General features: G+C 69.8%; 15 protein-coding genes. 9 read left to right on the top strand and 6 right to left on the bottom strand.

Annotated features, from left to right (window positions below; translation table 11 throughout):
• Positions 1-75 precede the first annotated feature (75 nt).
• From ACGFZK_RS28925 to ACGFZK_RS28905, 5 genes are all read right to left on the bottom strand, one after another.
• A complete protein-coding gene (locus ACGFZK_RS28925; RefSeq protein WP_393851791.1) occupies positions 76-1,338 on the bottom strand; it encodes an ABC transporter permease in 1,263 nt (420 codons plus the stop codon).
• A complete protein-coding gene (locus ACGFZK_RS28920; protein ID WP_393851790.1) occupies positions 1,335-2,024 on the bottom strand; it encodes an ABC transporter ATP-binding protein in 690 nt (229 codons plus the stop codon). The genes ACGFZK_RS28925 and ACGFZK_RS28920 overlap by 4 nt, the downstream gene beginning before the upstream one ends.
• The gene (locus tag ACGFZK_RS28915) at positions 2,021-3,493 is read right to left on the bottom strand and encodes a hypothetical protein (RefSeq protein ID WP_393851789.1); all 1,473 of its coding nucleotides are present in this window, start codon (positions 3,491-3,493) and stop codon (positions 2,021-2,023) included. Before ACGFZK_RS28915 ends, ACGFZK_RS28920 begins: the two co-directional genes overlap by 4 nt.
• Before the next feature lie 39 nt (positions 3,494-3,532).
• Positions 3,533-4,009: a hypothetical protein gene (locus tag ACGFZK_RS28910; protein WP_393851788.1), complete on the bottom strand. Its 477-nt coding sequence runs from the start codon at positions 4,007-4,009 to the stop codon at positions 3,533-3,535.
• A gap of 117 nt (positions 4,010-4,126) precedes the next feature.
• Entirely contained in the window at positions 4,127-4,876 is a 750-nt protein-coding gene (locus tag ACGFZK_RS28905; protein ID WP_393851787.1) for a hypothetical protein, read from the bottom strand.
• Positions 4,877-5,251: 375 nt separating this feature from the next.
• On the opposite strand from ACGFZK_RS28905, the gene ACGFZK_RS28900 reads away from it, so the two are divergent.
• From ACGFZK_RS28900 to ACGFZK_RS28865, 8 genes are all read left to right on the top strand, one after another.
• On the top strand, positions 5,252-6,289 hold the full coding sequence (locus ACGFZK_RS28900) for an ABC transporter substrate-binding protein (RefSeq protein ID WP_393851786.1): 1,038 nt from the start codon (positions 5,252-5,254) through the stop codon (positions 6,287-6,289).
• 41 nt (positions 6,290-6,330) lie between these two features.
• On the top strand, positions 6,331-7,230 hold the full coding sequence (locus tag ACGFZK_RS28895; RefSeq protein ID WP_393851785.1) for a siderophore-interacting protein: 900 nt from the start codon (positions 6,331-6,333) through the stop codon (positions 7,228-7,230).
• A 149-nt stretch (positions 7,231-7,379) separates the two neighbouring features.
• Positions 7,380-8,873 (top strand): pyridoxal phosphate-dependent decarboxylase family protein, encoded by a 1,494-nt coding sequence (locus ACGFZK_RS28890; RefSeq protein ID WP_393851784.1) that lies wholly within the window; start codon positions 7,380-7,382, stop codon positions 8,871-8,873.
• Positions 8,830-10,155: a lysine N(6)-hydroxylase/L-ornithine N(5)-oxygenase family protein gene (locus ACGFZK_RS28885; RefSeq protein ID WP_393851783.1), complete on the top strand. Its 1,326-nt coding sequence runs from the start codon at positions 8,830-8,832 to the stop codon at positions 10,153-10,155. The genes ACGFZK_RS28890 and ACGFZK_RS28885 overlap by 44 nt, the downstream gene beginning before the upstream one ends.
• On the top strand, positions 10,155-10,739 hold the full coding sequence (locus ACGFZK_RS28880) for a GNAT family N-acetyltransferase (RefSeq protein ID WP_393851782.1): 585 nt from the start codon (positions 10,155-10,157) through the stop codon (positions 10,737-10,739). Before ACGFZK_RS28885 ends, ACGFZK_RS28880 begins: the two co-directional genes overlap by 1 nt.
• Complete coding sequence (locus tag ACGFZK_RS28875) at positions 10,736-12,541, top strand: IucA/IucC family protein (RefSeq protein ID WP_393851781.1); 1,806 nt, start codon at positions 10,736-10,738, stop codon at positions 12,539-12,541. Before ACGFZK_RS28880 ends, ACGFZK_RS28875 begins: the two co-directional genes overlap by 4 nt.
• An 8-nt stretch (positions 12,542-12,549) precedes the next feature.
• The gene (locus ACGFZK_RS28870) at positions 12,550-13,680 is read left to right on the top strand and encodes an alpha/beta hydrolase (RefSeq protein ID WP_393851780.1); all 1,131 of its coding nucleotides are present in this window, start codon (positions 12,550-12,552) and stop codon (positions 13,678-13,680) included.
• A gap of 20 nt (positions 13,681-13,700) precedes the next feature.
• Positions 13,701-14,216, top strand: coding sequence for a hypothetical protein (locus ACGFZK_RS28865; RefSeq protein WP_393851779.1), 516 nt, complete (start codon positions 13,701-13,703; stop codon positions 14,214-14,216).
• 50 nt (positions 14,217-14,266) lie between these two features.
• Here the strand turns inward: ACGFZK_RS28865 and ACGFZK_RS28860 are convergent, their stop codons facing one another.
• Positions 14,267-15,868 carry a beta-N-acetylhexosaminidase gene (locus ACGFZK_RS28860; protein ID WP_393851778.1) on the bottom strand — a complete coding sequence of 534 codons (1,602 nt, stop codon included), beginning with the start codon at positions 15,866-15,868 and terminating at the stop codon, positions 14,267-14,269.
• A 172-nt stretch (positions 15,869-16,040) separates the two neighbouring features.
• Between ACGFZK_RS28860 and ACGFZK_RS28855 the strand changes: the two genes are divergently transcribed.
• Positions 16,041-16,316: a hypothetical protein gene (locus tag ACGFZK_RS28855; RefSeq protein WP_030008735.1), complete on the top strand. Its 276-nt coding sequence runs from the start codon at positions 16,041-16,043 to the stop codon at positions 16,314-16,316.
• The last annotated feature ends 64 nt before the right edge of the window (positions 16,317-16,380 follow it).

Here is a 16,380-nt window from a genome sequence, read left to right as displayed (position 1 = left end):
CTCCTGACATTCGAAGGTGTACGGACAAAAACGGGAGGGTCCTGCGGTGCGCGCGGGCGGGCCACCCGGTAGGGGCTAGCGGCGCAGGGCTTCGACCGGTTGGATACGGCTGGCCCGCCAGGCCGGGTACACGCCCGCGACCAGGCCGGTGACCAGACCGATGACGGGTGCGAGGGCTGCGGTGGCGGGGTGGATGACGGGGGTCCAGTCCCGGGCCACGGCGACAGCGACGACGGTCAGGGTTCCCAGCGAGGTCCCGACGAGGCCGCCGAGCGCGCCCAGCGCACCCGACTCCGCGAGGAACTGGGCGGTGATGTGGCGGCCGCGGGCGCCCAGGGCCCGGCGCAGGCCGATCTCACCCGTGCGTTCCATCACGGCCACCAGCGTCGTGTTGGCGATGCCGACCGTCCCGATCAGCAGACAGATGGAGGCGAGCAACAGGAACAGCTGGTCCAGATCACCCGTGACCTTGGTCCTCAAGGCCTTCGGGTCGATCGGCGGGACGGCCTTGAAGTAATCGGCGTGCGCGGGGTCGAGGGCCGTCGCCACCTCACCGGCCACCTGGGCGGCTGCCCCGACCTGCGTCTCGATGAGCATCATCGCGCCGCCTTGCGGCGGACCCCATACCTGCTGGGCCGTGCTGCGCGGAACGACGACCGACAGCAGGAGGTCCGCCTTGCGCTCCACGTCCGAGGCGATGCCGACGACGGTGAACGGTTCGTCGCCGATGAAGACGACGGGCTGCGTCTCGAGGGTGGTGATGCCCAGGTCCGCCGCGACGCCCGCGCCGACCACCGCCACCCGCTGGTCGGTGGTGTCGTGCCAGGAGTCGTAGAGGCGGCCTTCCGCCAGCTCGGGCCCGGCCGCGCGCAGTACCCCGGAGGAGGCCGCGACCACTTGGATCCGGCGTCCTCCCGGCGTGGTGCCGACGGGTGAGGACCGCACCATGTCCTTCTCGGCCAGCCGTACGGGCCAGTACACGCCGCCGTTCTCCACACCGTTGAGGCTGCCGACGCGGGCGTCGGCGTCCTCGGGAAAGGCGAGGTCCACGAACTCGTTCTTCTGCCGCGCGACGTCCTCGACCGTCACCTCCGTGGCGCTGAGCGCGTTGAAGCGGTCGTCGATCTGCGAGGAGGCGGTCGCGGTCAGTCCGAGGATGGCCACGAAGGTGCCGACACCGAGGACGGTGCCGACGGAGGTCAGGGCAGAACGGACGGGGCGCTGCAGCGTTCCGGCCAGGGCTTCGGAGAGCAGGTCCCTGCGGCGCATGCGGGAGGGCACGACATGGCGCTTCGCCCGGCGGACCTTCACACGGGACAGGGCTCGGATCCGCTTCATGCCGCCCCGCCTTCCGTCAGGACGCCGTCGCGGATCGCCACCGCGCGGCCGCCGCGCGCCGCGACGGCCGGGTCGTGGGTGATCACGATGACGGTCATCCCCGAGCGGTTGAGTTCCTCCAGGAGGGCGAGGATCGCATCGGCGTTCGCGGTGTCGAGATTGCCCGTCGGCTCGTCGCACAGCAGCAGGGAGGGGCGGCCCACGAGGGCGCGCGCCACGGCGACGCGCTGGCGTTCCCCACCCGAGAGCGTGGTCGGCATCGCGTCCATCCGGTGCTCCAGCCCGACCCGGCGCAACGCCTCTTCGGCGCGCTCCTTCCGGGCTGCGGCGGGCACACCCTGGTAGAGCAGGGCCATGGCCACGTTCTCCCAGGCGCTGCGGTGCGGCAGGAGGTGGAAGGCCTGGAAGACGAAGCCGATGCGCCGGCCCCGCAGGGCCGTGCGGTCGGTGTCGTGGAGCGCTCCCGTGTCCAGTCCGTCGAGGAGGTAGGTGCCGGCCGTCGGCGAGTCCAGGAGTCCGACCACGTTCAGGAAGGTCGACTTCCCCGATCCCGAAGGACCGACGACCGTCAGGAACTCACCCTTGTGCACGACCAGGTCGACGTGGCCGAGCGCCTGCACCGGCGGGGGGCCGGGATAGGTGAGTGCGGCTCCCCGCAGCTCGACGACCGGCTGCTGCGTCGTCACCGCGACGCCCCCGGCCGCCGCGCGGAGGACAGGCCGGTGACGACCTTGTCCCCTTCGGCGAGCGATGCGCCGTCGAGGGGACGCACCTCGACGTAACCGTCGCCGGTGACCCCGGTGGTCACCTCGGCCCTGCGGCGCGCACCGTCCTTCCCCAGCACCTGAACGTAAGTACCGCCGTCGGTTCCCGCAGAGACCGCCGAAACCGGGACCACCAGGACCGGTCCTCCGGTCGAGCCCGCTTCGACGGTGAGCCGGACGCTCTGGCCGGCGAGCGAGGGGTCGAGCCCGGCCTCGGGCTTGACCACCATGAGGTAGCCCTGCGCCTGGCCCTGGCCCTCTGCCGGCCCGCGGTCCGCGGTGGTTCCCTCTCCGGCCGCGGCCGGGCGGGCGATGGCGTCCGCCACGGACGCCACCTGGGCCTGCCCCTTCACCCCGGAACTCTCGGAAAGGATCTGCACCGGCTGCCCCTTGCGGACCAGCCCCTTCTGATGGGGCTGCAGGTAGCCGTTGACCACGAGGGCACCGGCGGACACCGTCATGGCCTTTCCGGACGGCTCCGCTCCCACGCGCGCGAGGAGCGCGTCCACCCGGGCGGGGAAGCCGCCGAGGAAGACGACTTCCGAGACGGGCACCATGGGGCCCGCCACGGCCTGGAGGTCGGTCAGGGCCTTGCGCGCGTCGTCGAGATCGGTCTGGGCCCGCTTGATCTCCTTGCCCAGGTCCTTGCCCAGGTCCTTGCCCAGGTCCTTGCCCAGGTCCTTGGCATCCGTCCCCGGGGCCCCGGAGGGCTGCGCACCGCCGGGCGCCGGGCGGGCCTGCCCGCCGTCGCGGACATCCTGGAGGCGGCGCTCGGCCTCGGTGACGGCCTTCGTCGCGTCCCGCACGGCCGACGCAGCGTCCTGCTGTGCCTCGGTCGGTTCGTACCCGATGCTTTCGTAGTAGGCCGACAGGGCGGCCTTCGTGCCGGCTCCGAAGCTGCCGGACCGGTCGCCGCCCGTCGCATGCCCCAACTCGGACAGCGCGCTCTGCAGTTGGGCGACGTCCTGGCCGTTCATACCCGGCTTGATGTCCCGATAGGCCGGGAGCGCGCCCTTGAGGGCGAACACCGGGCGCCCGGACACCTCAAGGAGCACGGCGCCGTGCTTGACGGCGTCCCCGGCCGCGAGCGGCGTCCTGGTGACGACGGACACTCCGGCCGAGGCTCCCTTGCCCGAGGCCTTCACGTCCACCGACTGCTCGGCCGTGACCGTGCCCCGGAGGGTCACCGAGTCCTTGAGCACCCGGCGTTCGACCGGAGCGGTGAGCAGACTCGGCGGCGGGGCCGCCGAGTCTGCCGCTGCCTGGGCGGGGGACTTGACCAGCTGAGCCGCCGCCGTTCCTACTCCTGAAAGCAGGATCGCGCCGAAGACGATGCCCGCGACCCAACGCCGACGATTCGTCAGTCCCCTGTCCCGACAGCTGTCCGCCACTACCTACGCCTCTCTCTCAACACGACAACAGAACGTGCGTCAGCTCCACTTGAAGGAAGCGTTCTGGTTGTAGGTGTTGGACAGGTTGCGGCTGACCGGGGTGGGAACGCCCGGCTGCAGGCTGTCGTAGGCGCCCTGCCACCAGCTGTTGTAGTAGACGACACCACCGAAGGAGGTGTGGCTGTTCGTGATGGAGGCGGCGTTGTTCTTGATGCCCTCGCCCGAACCCTTGCCCGTGCCGTCGCAGAACGTCAGCGGGTAGTTGGTGGGGTCCTCGAACGCGAAGACCTGCGAGGCGGCGAGGTTACCGTGCGCGTAACCGAGCTTGCGGTAAGCGCCCCCCTGGTTCGAGTTGAAGCGGAACGTGAACTTGAACTCGGTCCCCGAACAGGCCGACTGAGACAGGTAGTTCTTGTTCTCGCTCACGTCGACGGCGCTGGCGGTCCCCGGAGCGGTGACGACTGCGACGAGGGCGGCCGCGGCCACCGCGCCTGCGGTCATGGACTTCTTCACCATGGTTTTCTTCCTTCTTTCGGGCAGGATGAACAGCCCTCACGGCAGCACTGGGAAAGAGGGCGGCCGTGACGGCACTGAGAAAAATCGGGAGTCGGGCGACTCCGGGGGGTGAGGGCTTCAGCTCTTTTCGCCGAGCACCTTGGAGGCGTTCTTCACGGAGAGGGCGATGTCCGACTTCACCTTGTCGAGACGCTCGGAGTTCTTCTCGATCAGGGACTTCTGAATGCCGACCTCGGCTGCGTACCAGACCTCGGCCACCTGCGACTTCGCACGGCACCCGAGATCCGCCGTGGCGGTCGAGATCTCGGCATCCGTGGCCTTCTCGGAGGCGAACCGCTGGTCGTCCACCGCGTCCATGGGCTTCTCGTAGTGGAAGCCCTTCTCCGTCATGCACGCCGCCCAGTCGGCGAAGGCCTGCTTGACCTTGGGATCCTGCTGGGCCTTGATGTACGCCTCGTTGCCGAGTTCCGTCGCGAGCATGGACTGCCCCGCGTCGGAGCCGGTGATCGCGCGGGCCACCTCGCCGGCGCAGCCCCCGGGCGGAAGGTCGGCCGCAGCGGACGCAGCCGCGCCCTGACCGGTCATCACCGCTTCCTCGTCCGCGGAGAGGACCGTGCCGTCGACCGCCGCACGCTCCTGCTCACGGATGGCGGCGAGGTCGACCGGCGGCTTGTAGCCGTACCGCGAGGCGGTCGCCTCGTCGTGGATCCCGTAACGCAGGTCGGTCATCGACTTCGGCCCGAACTTCGGCATCGGCGGAGCGGGCTTGTACGAAAAGCCGTACCGGGCCATGCACTTGACCAGGAGGGCTTCCCTGGCATCGAAGACCAGCTGCTTCTGCTTCTCGTCCGGGAGATACGCCTGCACCGGCAGCGTCCAGGAATCCCTGGCGCCGATCGGGCGGTCATCCCCCTGGCCCCCAGTGGATTCACCACCGGCGCATGCCGAAGCCGCGCCCAGAACGATCAAAGAAAAGACGCCGACGGACATCCGCCGCACGCGAAAACGCACGAAACTCCCCCTACGAAACGCACAAAATGAAGGGGATTCGGTCAGGTCTCGCCACTTCAAGGCACCCCCCGGCGCCACATAAAGAGACATTAAAGAGCGAGAACGAGCCGCACAAGTTCGCGCCGAGTGAGACACCTCACCCGCCCGGGGCTGGATCACTGATGAGGTTAGGCTACCCTTCCTCTCGAACGGCCCAGTGGTCGCCCGGCACGCATGAAAGCGGACATCGACATGCCCAAGTCCCGAACCTCCTCCTTCACCCGTCGCGGCTTCGTCGCGGCCGGTGGCGCCCTCGGCCTCGTCGCGGTCCTCGCCGCGTGCGGTGGCTCCGACTCGGCGAAGGGTGACGGCGGCAAGGACAACGGCGCCGCGGCCTCCGGCTCCTGGACCTTCAAGGACGACCTCGGCAAGGACGTCACCACCAAGGCCAAGCCGAAGAACATCGTCGCCTTCACCGGCACCGCCGCCGCGCTGTACGACTACGGCATCCCGGTCAAGGGCGTGTTCGGCCCGACCACGACCGCCGACGGCAAGCCCGACGTCCAGGCCGGTTCGCTGGACGTCACCAAGGTCGAGATCCTCGGCAACGTCTACGACCAGTTCAACGTCGAGAAGTACGCCTCCCTCCAGCCCGACCTCCTCGTCACCAACACCTGGGACGGCTCGTACTGGTACGTCCCCGAGGCCTCCAAGGACAAGATCCTGAAGATCGCCCCGGCCGCCGCCATCTCCGTGGGCGGCGACACCTCGCTGCCCAAGGCCCTGGAGCGCACCGCCGACCTGGCCAAGTCCCTGGGCGCCGACCTGGGTGCCAAGAACGTCGTCGACTCCAAGGCGCGCTTCGAAGCCGCCACCACCAAGGTCCGCGAGGCCACCAAGGCGAACCCGGGTGTCAAGGTGCTCGCCGGCTCCGGCGCGGACGCCCTGTTCTACGCCTCCACCCCGAAGACCGCGGCCGACCTGAAGTACTTCGAGGAGCTCGGCGTCGAGTTCGTCATCCCGGAGAAGCTGGACGAGGCCGGCTTCTTCGAGAGCCTCAGCTGGGAGAACGCCGGCAAGTACAAGGCCGACGTCATCCTGCTCGACAACCGCACCGGCACCCTGCAGCCCGAGCAGCTGAAGGCCAAGCCGACCTGGGGCGAGCTGCCCGCGGTCAAGGCCGGCCAGGTCGTCCCGCGCGTGTCCGAGCCGATCTACTCCTACGACAAGTGCGCCCAGATCCTGGAGGACCTCGCCAAGGCCATCCAGGGCGCCAAGAAGGTCAGCTGACCACCTTTCACTCCGGCTGACTCCCAGGGGGACCTCTCCGCATGACCGCCACCGCATCCGGCGCCCCGGCCGTCGCACACTTCCGCTTCTTCGAGCTCGAAGTCGTCCGCACGTGCCGTGTCGGCCACTCGTTCCTGCGGGTCACGTTCGGCGGGGAGTCCCTCGCGGATTTCCGCTCGGGCGGCTTCGACCAGAGCCTGTCGCTCTTCCTGCCCGTCTCCGGCCAGGAGCACACGGTGCTCCCGTCCACGGACGAGGACACCTGGTTCGGCGCCTGGCGCGGGATGCCGGACGAGGAGCGGCCGGTGATGCGCTCCTACACGGTGCGCGAGCAGCGCCGTACGCCCGAGGGGGCGGACGAGGTCGATGTCGACTTCGTCCTGCACGGGGATTTCGGCCCGGCGTCACGCTGGGCGGGGCAAGCGGTGGCCGGCCGCCGGATCATGGCGATCGGACCGGCCGTCGCGGAGAACAAGTCCGTGCGCTTCCGGCCGCCGGCCGGCACGGACGCGATCTGGATGTACGCGGACGAGACCGCACTGCCGGCCGCGGCCGCGATCCTGGACCGGCTGCCCTCCGGGACCCGGGTCAGGGCCTGGTTCGAGGTCCCGCACGAGGACGACCGGCTCGACCTCGCGACGCTCGCCGACGCGGACATCACCTGGATCGTGCGCGAAGGCCACGGCCGGGAGCGGACGGAGCAGGTGCTGAGCGCGCTGCGCGCGGCCGAACCCGCCGCAGCCGTAGCCCCGTACGCCTGGCTGGCGGGCGAGGCCGGCACGATCCGCTCGGTGCGCCGCCACTTCGTGCAGGAACGATTCGTCGATCGCCGTGCCGTGCGTTTCACCGGCTACTGGCGGCTCGGCGCGAGCGAGGAGGAGCTCCTCGCCGAGGCGTACGCGGGCAAGGCTCCGAGCGAGGACCCGACGTCCGAGCTGTAGTCAGCCCCCTTACCTCCTAGAGCAGTTGCGACGGGCCCCGGCTTTTTCAGCCGGGGCCCGTCTATATTTGGCGAAATAGTAAGGTTAGGCTAACCTAATCGACGCACGCCAGACCCCACTCCCTCTCCCCCCTGCCCGGAGGAAAGTTGATGCGCTCGCATCTGCTGAACGAGACGACCGCGGACCTCTACCGGCGCTCCGTCACCGAGGGCGTCGAACGCGTCGCCGCCAAACTCGCGACGACGCAGCGACCCCACACCGGTATATCCGTCGACGAACTCGCCCCGGTGATCAACGGGATCGACCTGGACAAACCGCTCGCAGACGCGGCCGCCGTCCTGGACGAGCTCGAGGACGTGTACCTGCGCGACGCGGTGTACTTCCACCACCCGCGCTACCTGGGCCACCTCAACTGCCCGGTCGTCATCCCCGCCGTGCTCGGCGAGGCGATCCTCTCGGCCGTCAACTCCTCGCTCGACACCTGGGACCAGTCCATCGGCGGCACGCTCATCGAGCGCCGCCTCATCGACTGGACCACCGAGCGCATCGGCCTCGGCCCCGGCGCGGACGGCGTCTTCACCTCCGGTGGCAGCCAGTCCAACTTCCACGCGCTGCTCCTCGCCCGTGACGAGGCCTGCCGCCTCGTCATGAAGAAGGCGCTCGACCAGGGCCGCGAGCTCACCAAGGCCGAACTGCTGCCGAAGCTGCGCATCTTCACCTCCGAGGCCAGCCACTTCAGCGTCCAGAAGTCGGCCGCCATGCTCGGCCTCGGCTACGAGGCCGTCATCTCCGTCCCGGTCGACCGCAACCGCCGGATGGACACCGCGGTGCTCGCCCTGGAGCTGGAGGAGTGCGCCACCGAGGGCCTCTTCCCGATGGCGGTCGTCGCCACCGCCGGCACCACCGACTTCGGGTCCATCGACCCGCTCCCCGAGATCGCCCGCCTGGCCGACGAGCACTCCGCGTGGATGCACGTGGACGCCGCCTACGGCTGCGGGCTGCTGGCCTCCCCGACCCGCCGCCACCTCCTCGACGGCATCGAGCGCGCCGACTCGGTCACGGTCGACTACCACAAGTCCTTCTTCCAGCCGGTCAGTTCCAGCGCCATGCTGGTGCGCGACCGCGACACCCTCAAGCACGCCACGTACCACGCGGACTACCTCAACCCGCGCCGCATGGCCGAGGAGCGCATCCCCAACCAGGTCGACAAGTCCATCCAGACCACGCGCCGGTTCGACGCGCTCAAGCTCTGGGTGACCCTGCGCGTCATGGGCGCCGACGGTGTCGGCTCGCTCTTCGACGAGGTCATCGACCTGGCCGCGGCCGGCTGGGACGTCATCGACGCCGACCCGCGCTTCGAGGTCGTCGTCAAGCCGCAGATCTCCACCCTGGTCTTCCGCTACGTCCCGCTGGGCGGCGAAGTCCGTGCCGACCTGGTCGACGAGGCCAACCTGCACGCCCGCAAGGCCCTGTTCGCCTCCGGTGAGGCCGTCGTCGCCGGCACCAAGGTGGACGGGAAGCAGTACCTGAAGTTCACCCTCCTCAACCCGCAGACCACCACGGCCGACATCGCGGCCGTTCTCGACCTTCTCGCCGCACATGCCGAGCAGTTCCTGGGAGAATCCCTTGCCCTCCACCGCTAAGACCCACGACTTCATCGGCATCGGCGTCGGTCCGTTCAATCTGGGACTCGCCTGCCTGACCGCCCCGCTCGACGAGATCGACGGCCTCTTCATCGAGTCGAAGCCGCACTTCGAGTGGCACGCCGGAATGTTCCTGGACGGCGCGCACCTGCAGACGCCGTTCATGTCGGACCTGGTCACGCTCGCCGACCCGACCTCGCCCTTCTCCTTCCTGAACTACCTGAAGGACAAGGACCGGCTGTACTCCTTCTACATCCGGGAGAACTTCTACCCGCTGCGGGCCGAGTACAACGACTACTGCCGCTGGGCCGCCGACCGCCTCGACAACGTCCAGTGGTCCACCTCGGTCACCGAGGTCACCTACGACGGGCAGGCCGGCCTGTACGAGGTCCACACGGACAAGGGCGAGACCCACCGGGCCCGCCGCCTGGTCCTGGGCACCGGTACCCCGCCGCACGTCCCGCAGTCCTGCGAGGGCCTGGGCGGCGACTTCCTGCACAACTCCGCCTACATGCAGAACAAGGCGGAGCTGCAGAAGAAGAAGTCGATCACCCTCATAGGCTCCGGCCAGAGCGCGGCCGAGATCTACTACGACCTCCTCGCCGAGATCGACGTCCACGGCTACCAGCTCAACTGGGTGACCCGCTCGCCGCGGTTCTTCCCGCTGGAGTACACGAAGCTGACCCTGGAGATGACCTCCCCCGAGTACGTGGACTACTTCCACGCCCTCCCCGAGGACACCCGGTACCGGCTGGAGACCCAGCAGAAGAACCTCTTCAAGGGCATCGACGGCGACCTGATCAACGCCATCTTCGACCTGCTCTACCAGAAGAAGATCAGCATGCCGGGCGAGGTCCCGACCACCCTGCTGACCAACACCTCCCTGAACAGCACCGCGTACGACACCACCACGGGCACGTACACGCTGGGGCTGCGCCAGGAGGAGCAGGAGCGGGACTTCTCCCTCAGCTCCGAGGGCCTGGTCCTGGCCACCGGCTACAAGTACACCTTCCCGGAGTTCCTGAACCCGGTACGGGACCGGCTGAACTTCGACGGGCACGGCCGTCTCGACGCCGCCCGCAACTACAGCATCGACACCACGGGCCGCGGGGTCTACCTGCAGAACGGCACCACCCACAACCACTCCCTCACCTCGCCCGACCTGGGCATGGCGGCGTACCGGAACGCGTACATCGTCGGTGAGCTCCTCGGCCGCGAGCACTACAAGGTCGAGAAGTCCATCGCGTTCCAGCAGTTCGCCGCCCCGGAAGGCACCCTCTGATGAGCACCACCGAACTCCTCTTCTCCCGCACCGACAAGGAACTCGGCTCCTTCTCCGTGCGCCCCCTGGACCCCTTCGCCGACGCGGAGCTGCTCCACGGCTGGGTCACCCACCCCAAGGCGTCGTTCTGGATGATGCAGGACGCGTCCCTTCCGGACGTCGAGCGCGAGTACATGAGGATCGCCGCCCACGAGCACCACCAGGCCTTCATCGGCCTGCACGAGGGCCGTCCCGCCTTCCTGATGGAGACCTACGACCCCTCCGAGCTGGAGCTGGTCGGCCTCTACGACGCCCAGCCCGGCGACGTCGGCATGCACTTCCTCGTCGCCCCGAGCGACACCCCGCTGCACGGCTTCACCCGCGCCGTCATCACCACGGTCATGGCCGCGGTCTTCGCCGACCCGGCCACCGAGCGCGTCGTGGTCGAGCCGGACGTCGCCAACACCGCCGTGCACGCCCTGAACGAGGCCGTCGGCTTCGTACCGGAGCGCCAGGTCACCAAGCCGGAGAAGGATGCCCTGCTGAGCTTCTGCACCCGCGCGCAGTTCGAGGCCGCCACGGCCGCCCAGGGGGTCTCGATATGAGCCTCGCCGACGCCGTCTCCCACCTCTCCCCGGAGCTGTGGGCCCGCGCCAACCGCGCCCTGGTCCGCAAGGGCCTCGCGGAGTTCTCCCACGAGCGCCTGCTGACCCCGAAGCCGCTGGGCTCCGGCCGGTACTCGGTCCTCAGCGACGACTCCACCGTGGAGTACCGCTTCGAGGCCGTGCTGCACGCCCTCGACCACTGGTCGGTGGACGAGGCCTCCATCACCCGCCACCAGGGCGGTGCCGAGCTCCCGCTGGACGCCCTCGACTTCCACATCGAGCTGCGCGAGACCCTGGGCCTGAGCCCGGAGGTGCTGCCCGTCTACCTGGAGGAGATCTCCTCCACCCTGGCCGGCACCGGCTACAAGTACACGAAGCCGCAGGTCTCCTCCGACGTCCTCGCGAAGTCCTCCTTCCAGGACATCGAGACGGGCATGACCGAGGGCCACCCCTGCTTCGTCGCGAACAACGGCCGGCTCGGCTTCGGCGTGCACGAGTACCTCTCGTACGCCCCGGAGACCGCCAGCCCCGTCCACCTGGTGTGGGTGGCCGCCCGCAAGGACGTCTCCACCTTCACGGCGGGCGCGGGACTGGACCACGACTCCTTCATGCGCGAGGAGCTCGGCGACGAGACCATCGGCGTCTTCGCGGAGCGGATGACCGCGCTGGGCCTGGACCTGGCCGATTTCCACCTCTTCCCCGTGCACCCCTGGCAGTGGTGGAACAAGACGACGGTCACCTTCGCCGCCGAGATCGCGAACCACCGCCTGGTCCTGCTGGGCGAGGGCCCGGACGAGTACCTCGCGCAGCAGTCGATCCGCACGTTCTTCAACCGGAGCGCGCCGCGCAAGCACTACGTCAAGACCGCCATCTCGGTCCTGAACATGGGCTTCATGCGAGGTCTGTCGGCCGCGTACATGGAGGCCACCCCGGCCATCAACGACTGGCTGCACCAGCTGATCGAGGGCGACGAGGTCCTCAGGTCGGTGGACTTCTCGATCATCCGAGAGCGTGCGGCGATCGGCTACCACCACCGCCAGTACGAGCGCGCCACCGACCGGTACTCCCCGTACCGCAAGATGCTGGCCGCGCTGTGGCGCGAGTCCCCGGTGAACTCGGTCCAGGGCGACGAGCGCCTCGCCACGATGGCCTCGCTCCTGCACGTGGACGCCGAGGGCAAGTCCTTCGTCGGCGCGCTGATCGCGGAGTCGGGGCTGACCCCGGCCGAGTGGCTGCGCCACTACCTGCGTGCCTACCTGGTGCCGCTGCTGCACTGCTTCTACCAGTACGACCTCGCGTACATGCCGCACGGCGAGAACACCATCCTCGTCATCGAGGGCGGCCTGGTGAAGCGGGCGATCTTCAAGGACATCGCCGAGGAGATCGTCATCATGGACGCGGACGCGGTGCTGCCGCCCGCGGTCGAGCGGGTCCGGGCGGACATCCCCGAGGACATGAAGCTCCTGTCGATCTTCACGGACGTCTTCGACTGCTTCTTCCGCTTCCTCGGCGCGATCCTCGCGGACGAGGGCATCTGCGACGAGGACACCTTCTGGCAGGCGGTCGCGGACTGCGGCCACGCCTACCAGGAGTCGATGCCGCAGCTCGCGGAGCGCTTCGAGCGGTACGACCTCTTCGCGGAGGAGTTCCAGCTGTCCTGCCTGAACCGCCTCCAGCTGCGCAACAACAAGCAGATGGTCGACCTCGCCGACCCGGCGGCGGCCCTCCAGCTGATCGGCAACCTCAAGAACCCCGTCGCGGCCTTCGCCCGACCGGTCTGGGCGGCTTCCGGGCCCGCATAGACGCGGCCGTGGAGGAGGCCAGGACCGCCAGTCAGACTGCCGCCGACGCGCTGTACCAGCTTGACCCGTTCGACCTCGACCAGCGCTACGGCGGCGCACACGCCCAGGAGGACGCGGCGCGGGTCGCCGCGTTCGCCGGCATCGATCCGAAAGCCATCCCCGACGGCAAGGACCCCGGGCAGTCCAAGGACTGGTGGGCTGGGCTGAACGAGGAGAAGCGGCAGTTCTACCTCGCCGCCTACCCGGAGCGGATCGGCTCCCTGGACGGCCTGCCGACACCCGTCCGCGACGAGGCCAACCGCTCGGCTCTGGAACTGCGTCTGAACGACTACGCCCTGCGGGAAGGCAGCCTCGGCTACCACGACCGGTACAACTACCGGAACCTGACCACCCTCAAGGACCGTCTGGAGAAGACGGACAGCGGACCGGCGAACAAGCAGATGTACCTGCTCGGCTACGGAACCGAGAAGGACGGCCGCGCCGTCGTCGCCCTGGGCAATCCGGACACCGCCCGGCACACCGCGGTCCTGGTGCCGGGCACCGACAACCAGCTGGACAACTACGGCGGACAGCTCGACCGCATCGACAAGCTGCAGAACGCGGCGGCGAACTCGACTGCGCCCGGCGAGGACGTCGCCGTGATCAGCTGGATGGACTACGACGCCCCCGAGATCGACGGAAGCGTCGCCAGCCAGGGTCGGGCGCAGGCGGGTGCGGAAGACCTGCGGGACTTCACCCATGGGCTCCGGTCCGCACACGAGGGCGAGCGCGGGCACCTGACCGTGATCGGCCACAGTTACGGGTCCTCCATGACCGGGGCCGCCGACGCCGGCGGGTCGGGGCTGGACGCGGACGACATCGTGGTCGTCGGCAGCCCCGGTCTCACCGTGGACCGCGCCGACCAGCTGCACGTGAACCCGCGCCACCTGTGGGTGGGAGCCTCCGGGGATGATTTCGTCTCCAACTGGACTTCCCGACTCTCCCTCGCGACGGACCCGAAGGATCCTGCCTTCGGAGCCCAGAGGATGTACGTGGACACCTCGGGGCACAGCGGTTATTGGGACGACGGCAGTCAGAGCCTCGACAACCAGGGCCGGGTCATCGCCGGGCTGAAGCCCCGCCCCGGGCCGTCCGGCTGACCCGAAGGAGACTGCGAACCATGCCCACAACGCGGAGGGCCTCCCTCGTCCTCGCCCTCGCCCTGCTGCTCGGAGGCTGTATGTCCGACAACGGCGTCAACGACGCCCTTCCCCGCATGAGCAGGGAGAAGGCGCAGACCTGGGCTCAGCACTGGGTCGAGTCCATGGCCCGTACGACCAAGTCCGAGATCGTCCCCGGCACGGCCCGGGCGAACTTCACCCACTGCACCGGCAAGAACGGTGAGGCGGCCGGCGACGGCCGGTTCACCCTGATGTTCAACGCGCGCGCCACGCTGCCCCGGGACCGGTACGCCGAGGCCGTGAGGGCGTTGAAGAGCGAGCTCGAAGCCCAGGGATTCAAGATCGTCGGATATCAGGAAGGCCCCGGCCGGGAGCTCGGCGCCTACGGGGTGCAGGCCGGCCATCCGAAGGACAAGCAGTACGTCTCCGCGGGTGACGTGGCCGAGGACCAGTGGAGCCTGTCCGTCGACACCCCCTGCCTGCTGCCGCCCGACGCCGAACAGCAGAAGTTCTGAGCGGTGGGGCTCAGCGGCACCCCGTGTCCGCGGAGCCACCGCTCCCCCCGCTACGGCCAGGGCACCTCCGGTGCCCGGAAGAAGCCGATGCCCTGCGCGTCCAGCCGGGGCGCCTGCGCGGCCAGGCGGCGGCCGTACGCCTCCCAGCCGAGCGAGGCCGCCGGGGACCAGCCCAGTTCCGCCAGGCCCAGGACCCGCGGAAAGGCCATCTGCTCCCACTCCCCCCGCGTCGCGACGTTCTCGGTCCACAGCGGGGCCTCCACCCCCAGCACGGCGGACTCCGGGACCCCCGCCAGGTACGCCCCCGGGTTCCAGTCGTAGGCGCGCCGCACCGGGACGTACCCCGCCCAGGCCAGGCCCGGCTTCGTCGCCGGCTCGTACTTCATGTCCAGGTACAGCCGGTCCGCCGGCGACAGGATCAGCGGGTGCCCCGCCTTCGCCGCCGCGGCCACGGCCGCCTTGTCCGCGGCCGGGGTCTTGTCATGGCCCCAGTACTGGAGCACCGCCCCCCGCACCGGGCGGGCCGTCGCCAGCTGGTGCCAGGCCACCACCGTCTTGCCGTACCGCCCGACCACCGCCTGCGCCCGGTCCATGAAGGCCGCGTAGTCCGCCGCCGGTGTCGCGTGCGCCTCGTCGCCGCCGATGTGCAGGTAGCGGCCCGGCGTCAGCTCCGCCAGCTCGCCGAGCACCTCGTCGATGAACTCGTACGTCCGCTCCTTGGCCACGCACAGCGAGCTGAAGCCCACCTTGACGCCGGTGTACCGGTCCGGGGCCTTCCCGTCGCAGTTCAGCTCGGCGTAGGAGGCCAGCGCCGCGTTCACGTGCCCCGGCATGTCGATCTCGGGGACCACGTCCACGTACCGCTGTCCCGCGTAGGCCACCAGCTCCCGGTACTCGTCCTTCGTCCAGTGGCCGCCGGGCCCGCCACCGACCTCGCTGCCGCCCCCGTACTCCGCCAGCCGCGGCCAGGAATCGATCGCGAGGCGCCATCCCTGGTCGTCGGTCAGGTGCAGGTGCAGGGTGTTGACCTTGTACTGGGCGAGCTGGTCCACGTACCTCTTGACCTGCTCCACCGTGAAGTAGTGGCGTGCGATGTCGACCATGGCCCCCCGGTACGCGAAGCGCGGCCGGTCGGTGACCGTCCCGCCCGGCACCGTCCCGGGACCGGCCACCGGCACCAGCTGGCGCAGCGTCTGTCCCGCGTGGAACAGCCCGGCCGGGGTCCGCGCGGTGAGGGTGACCCCGCTCGGGCCGGACTCCAGCCGGTACCCCTCGTCGCCCAGCCCGCCACCCGCCCCGTCCCCCTCGTCGATCCTGAGCCGGATCCCGTCCCCCTGGGCCCCGTCGACCACCGGCAGCGGCAGCCCGCTCGGGCCGCGCAGCTGCTCGGCCAGGAGCTCGCCCACCCGGCGGACCTCCTCGTCGCCGCCGCGGCCGGTGCGGATGACCGTGCCCGCCCCGAAGGAGTACCCGGGCCCCTCGGCGCGCGCGGAGACGGGCGCCGGCAGCAGCCGTTCGAAGGGGGCGAGGGCCGCGGGCGGGTCGTCCCCGGGTCTGGCGTCGTCCCCCTGGGCCGAGCCGCAGGCCGTGACCAGGGCCGGGGCCGCGCCGAGGGCGAGGAGGGCGCCGAGCGCGCGTCGCAGGACTCTCATGCGCACAGGTATAGGCCAAGCGGGCCGTCCCGTCCGGTACGGGAATCAGGGACGGGCGGAAATCATCCGAAGGAGGTCACACCGAGCCCCTAGCTGGTCCAGACCAGAGAGATCCTGCCCGAAATCGGGCAGGATCTTTGCGTTCGGCGTCGTTAGCCGCCAGTATCTACGCGTGCTCGATCGCCGCCCGTCGCATGACGACCTCGTCGACCACCTGGTGCGCAGCACCGCGCTGCAGCGCGGCGAGGCCGCCCGGGTGGTACTGGACGTGCTCGCCTACTTCGACGAGACGACCGAGGAGTTCGTCCGCCGCCGCCACCGGGAACTGCAGTCCGGCGGAGCGGTCAACGCGGAGATCTTCGAGCGGATCGCGGCCGAACTGCCGCACCGCGCCGTGGCGCCGCCGGAGCTGTCGCTCCGGCAGTTGCGCCGCATCGTCTACGGCTGAGCCGGCAGCCGCCGGTGCGGCTGCGGGCGAGTACACGAACCGAACTTCAGGAGGGGCTCAACCG

Origin of the sequence: Streptomyces sp. NPDC048257 (assembly GCF_043201855.1) — a bacterium.
Taxonomy (GTDB): Bacteria; Actinomycetota; Actinomycetes; order Streptomycetales; family Streptomycetaceae; genus Streptomyces.
The sequence above is the reverse complement of the archived record's forward strand: the minus strand, read 5'-3'. Positions and strand labels throughout refer to the sequence as shown.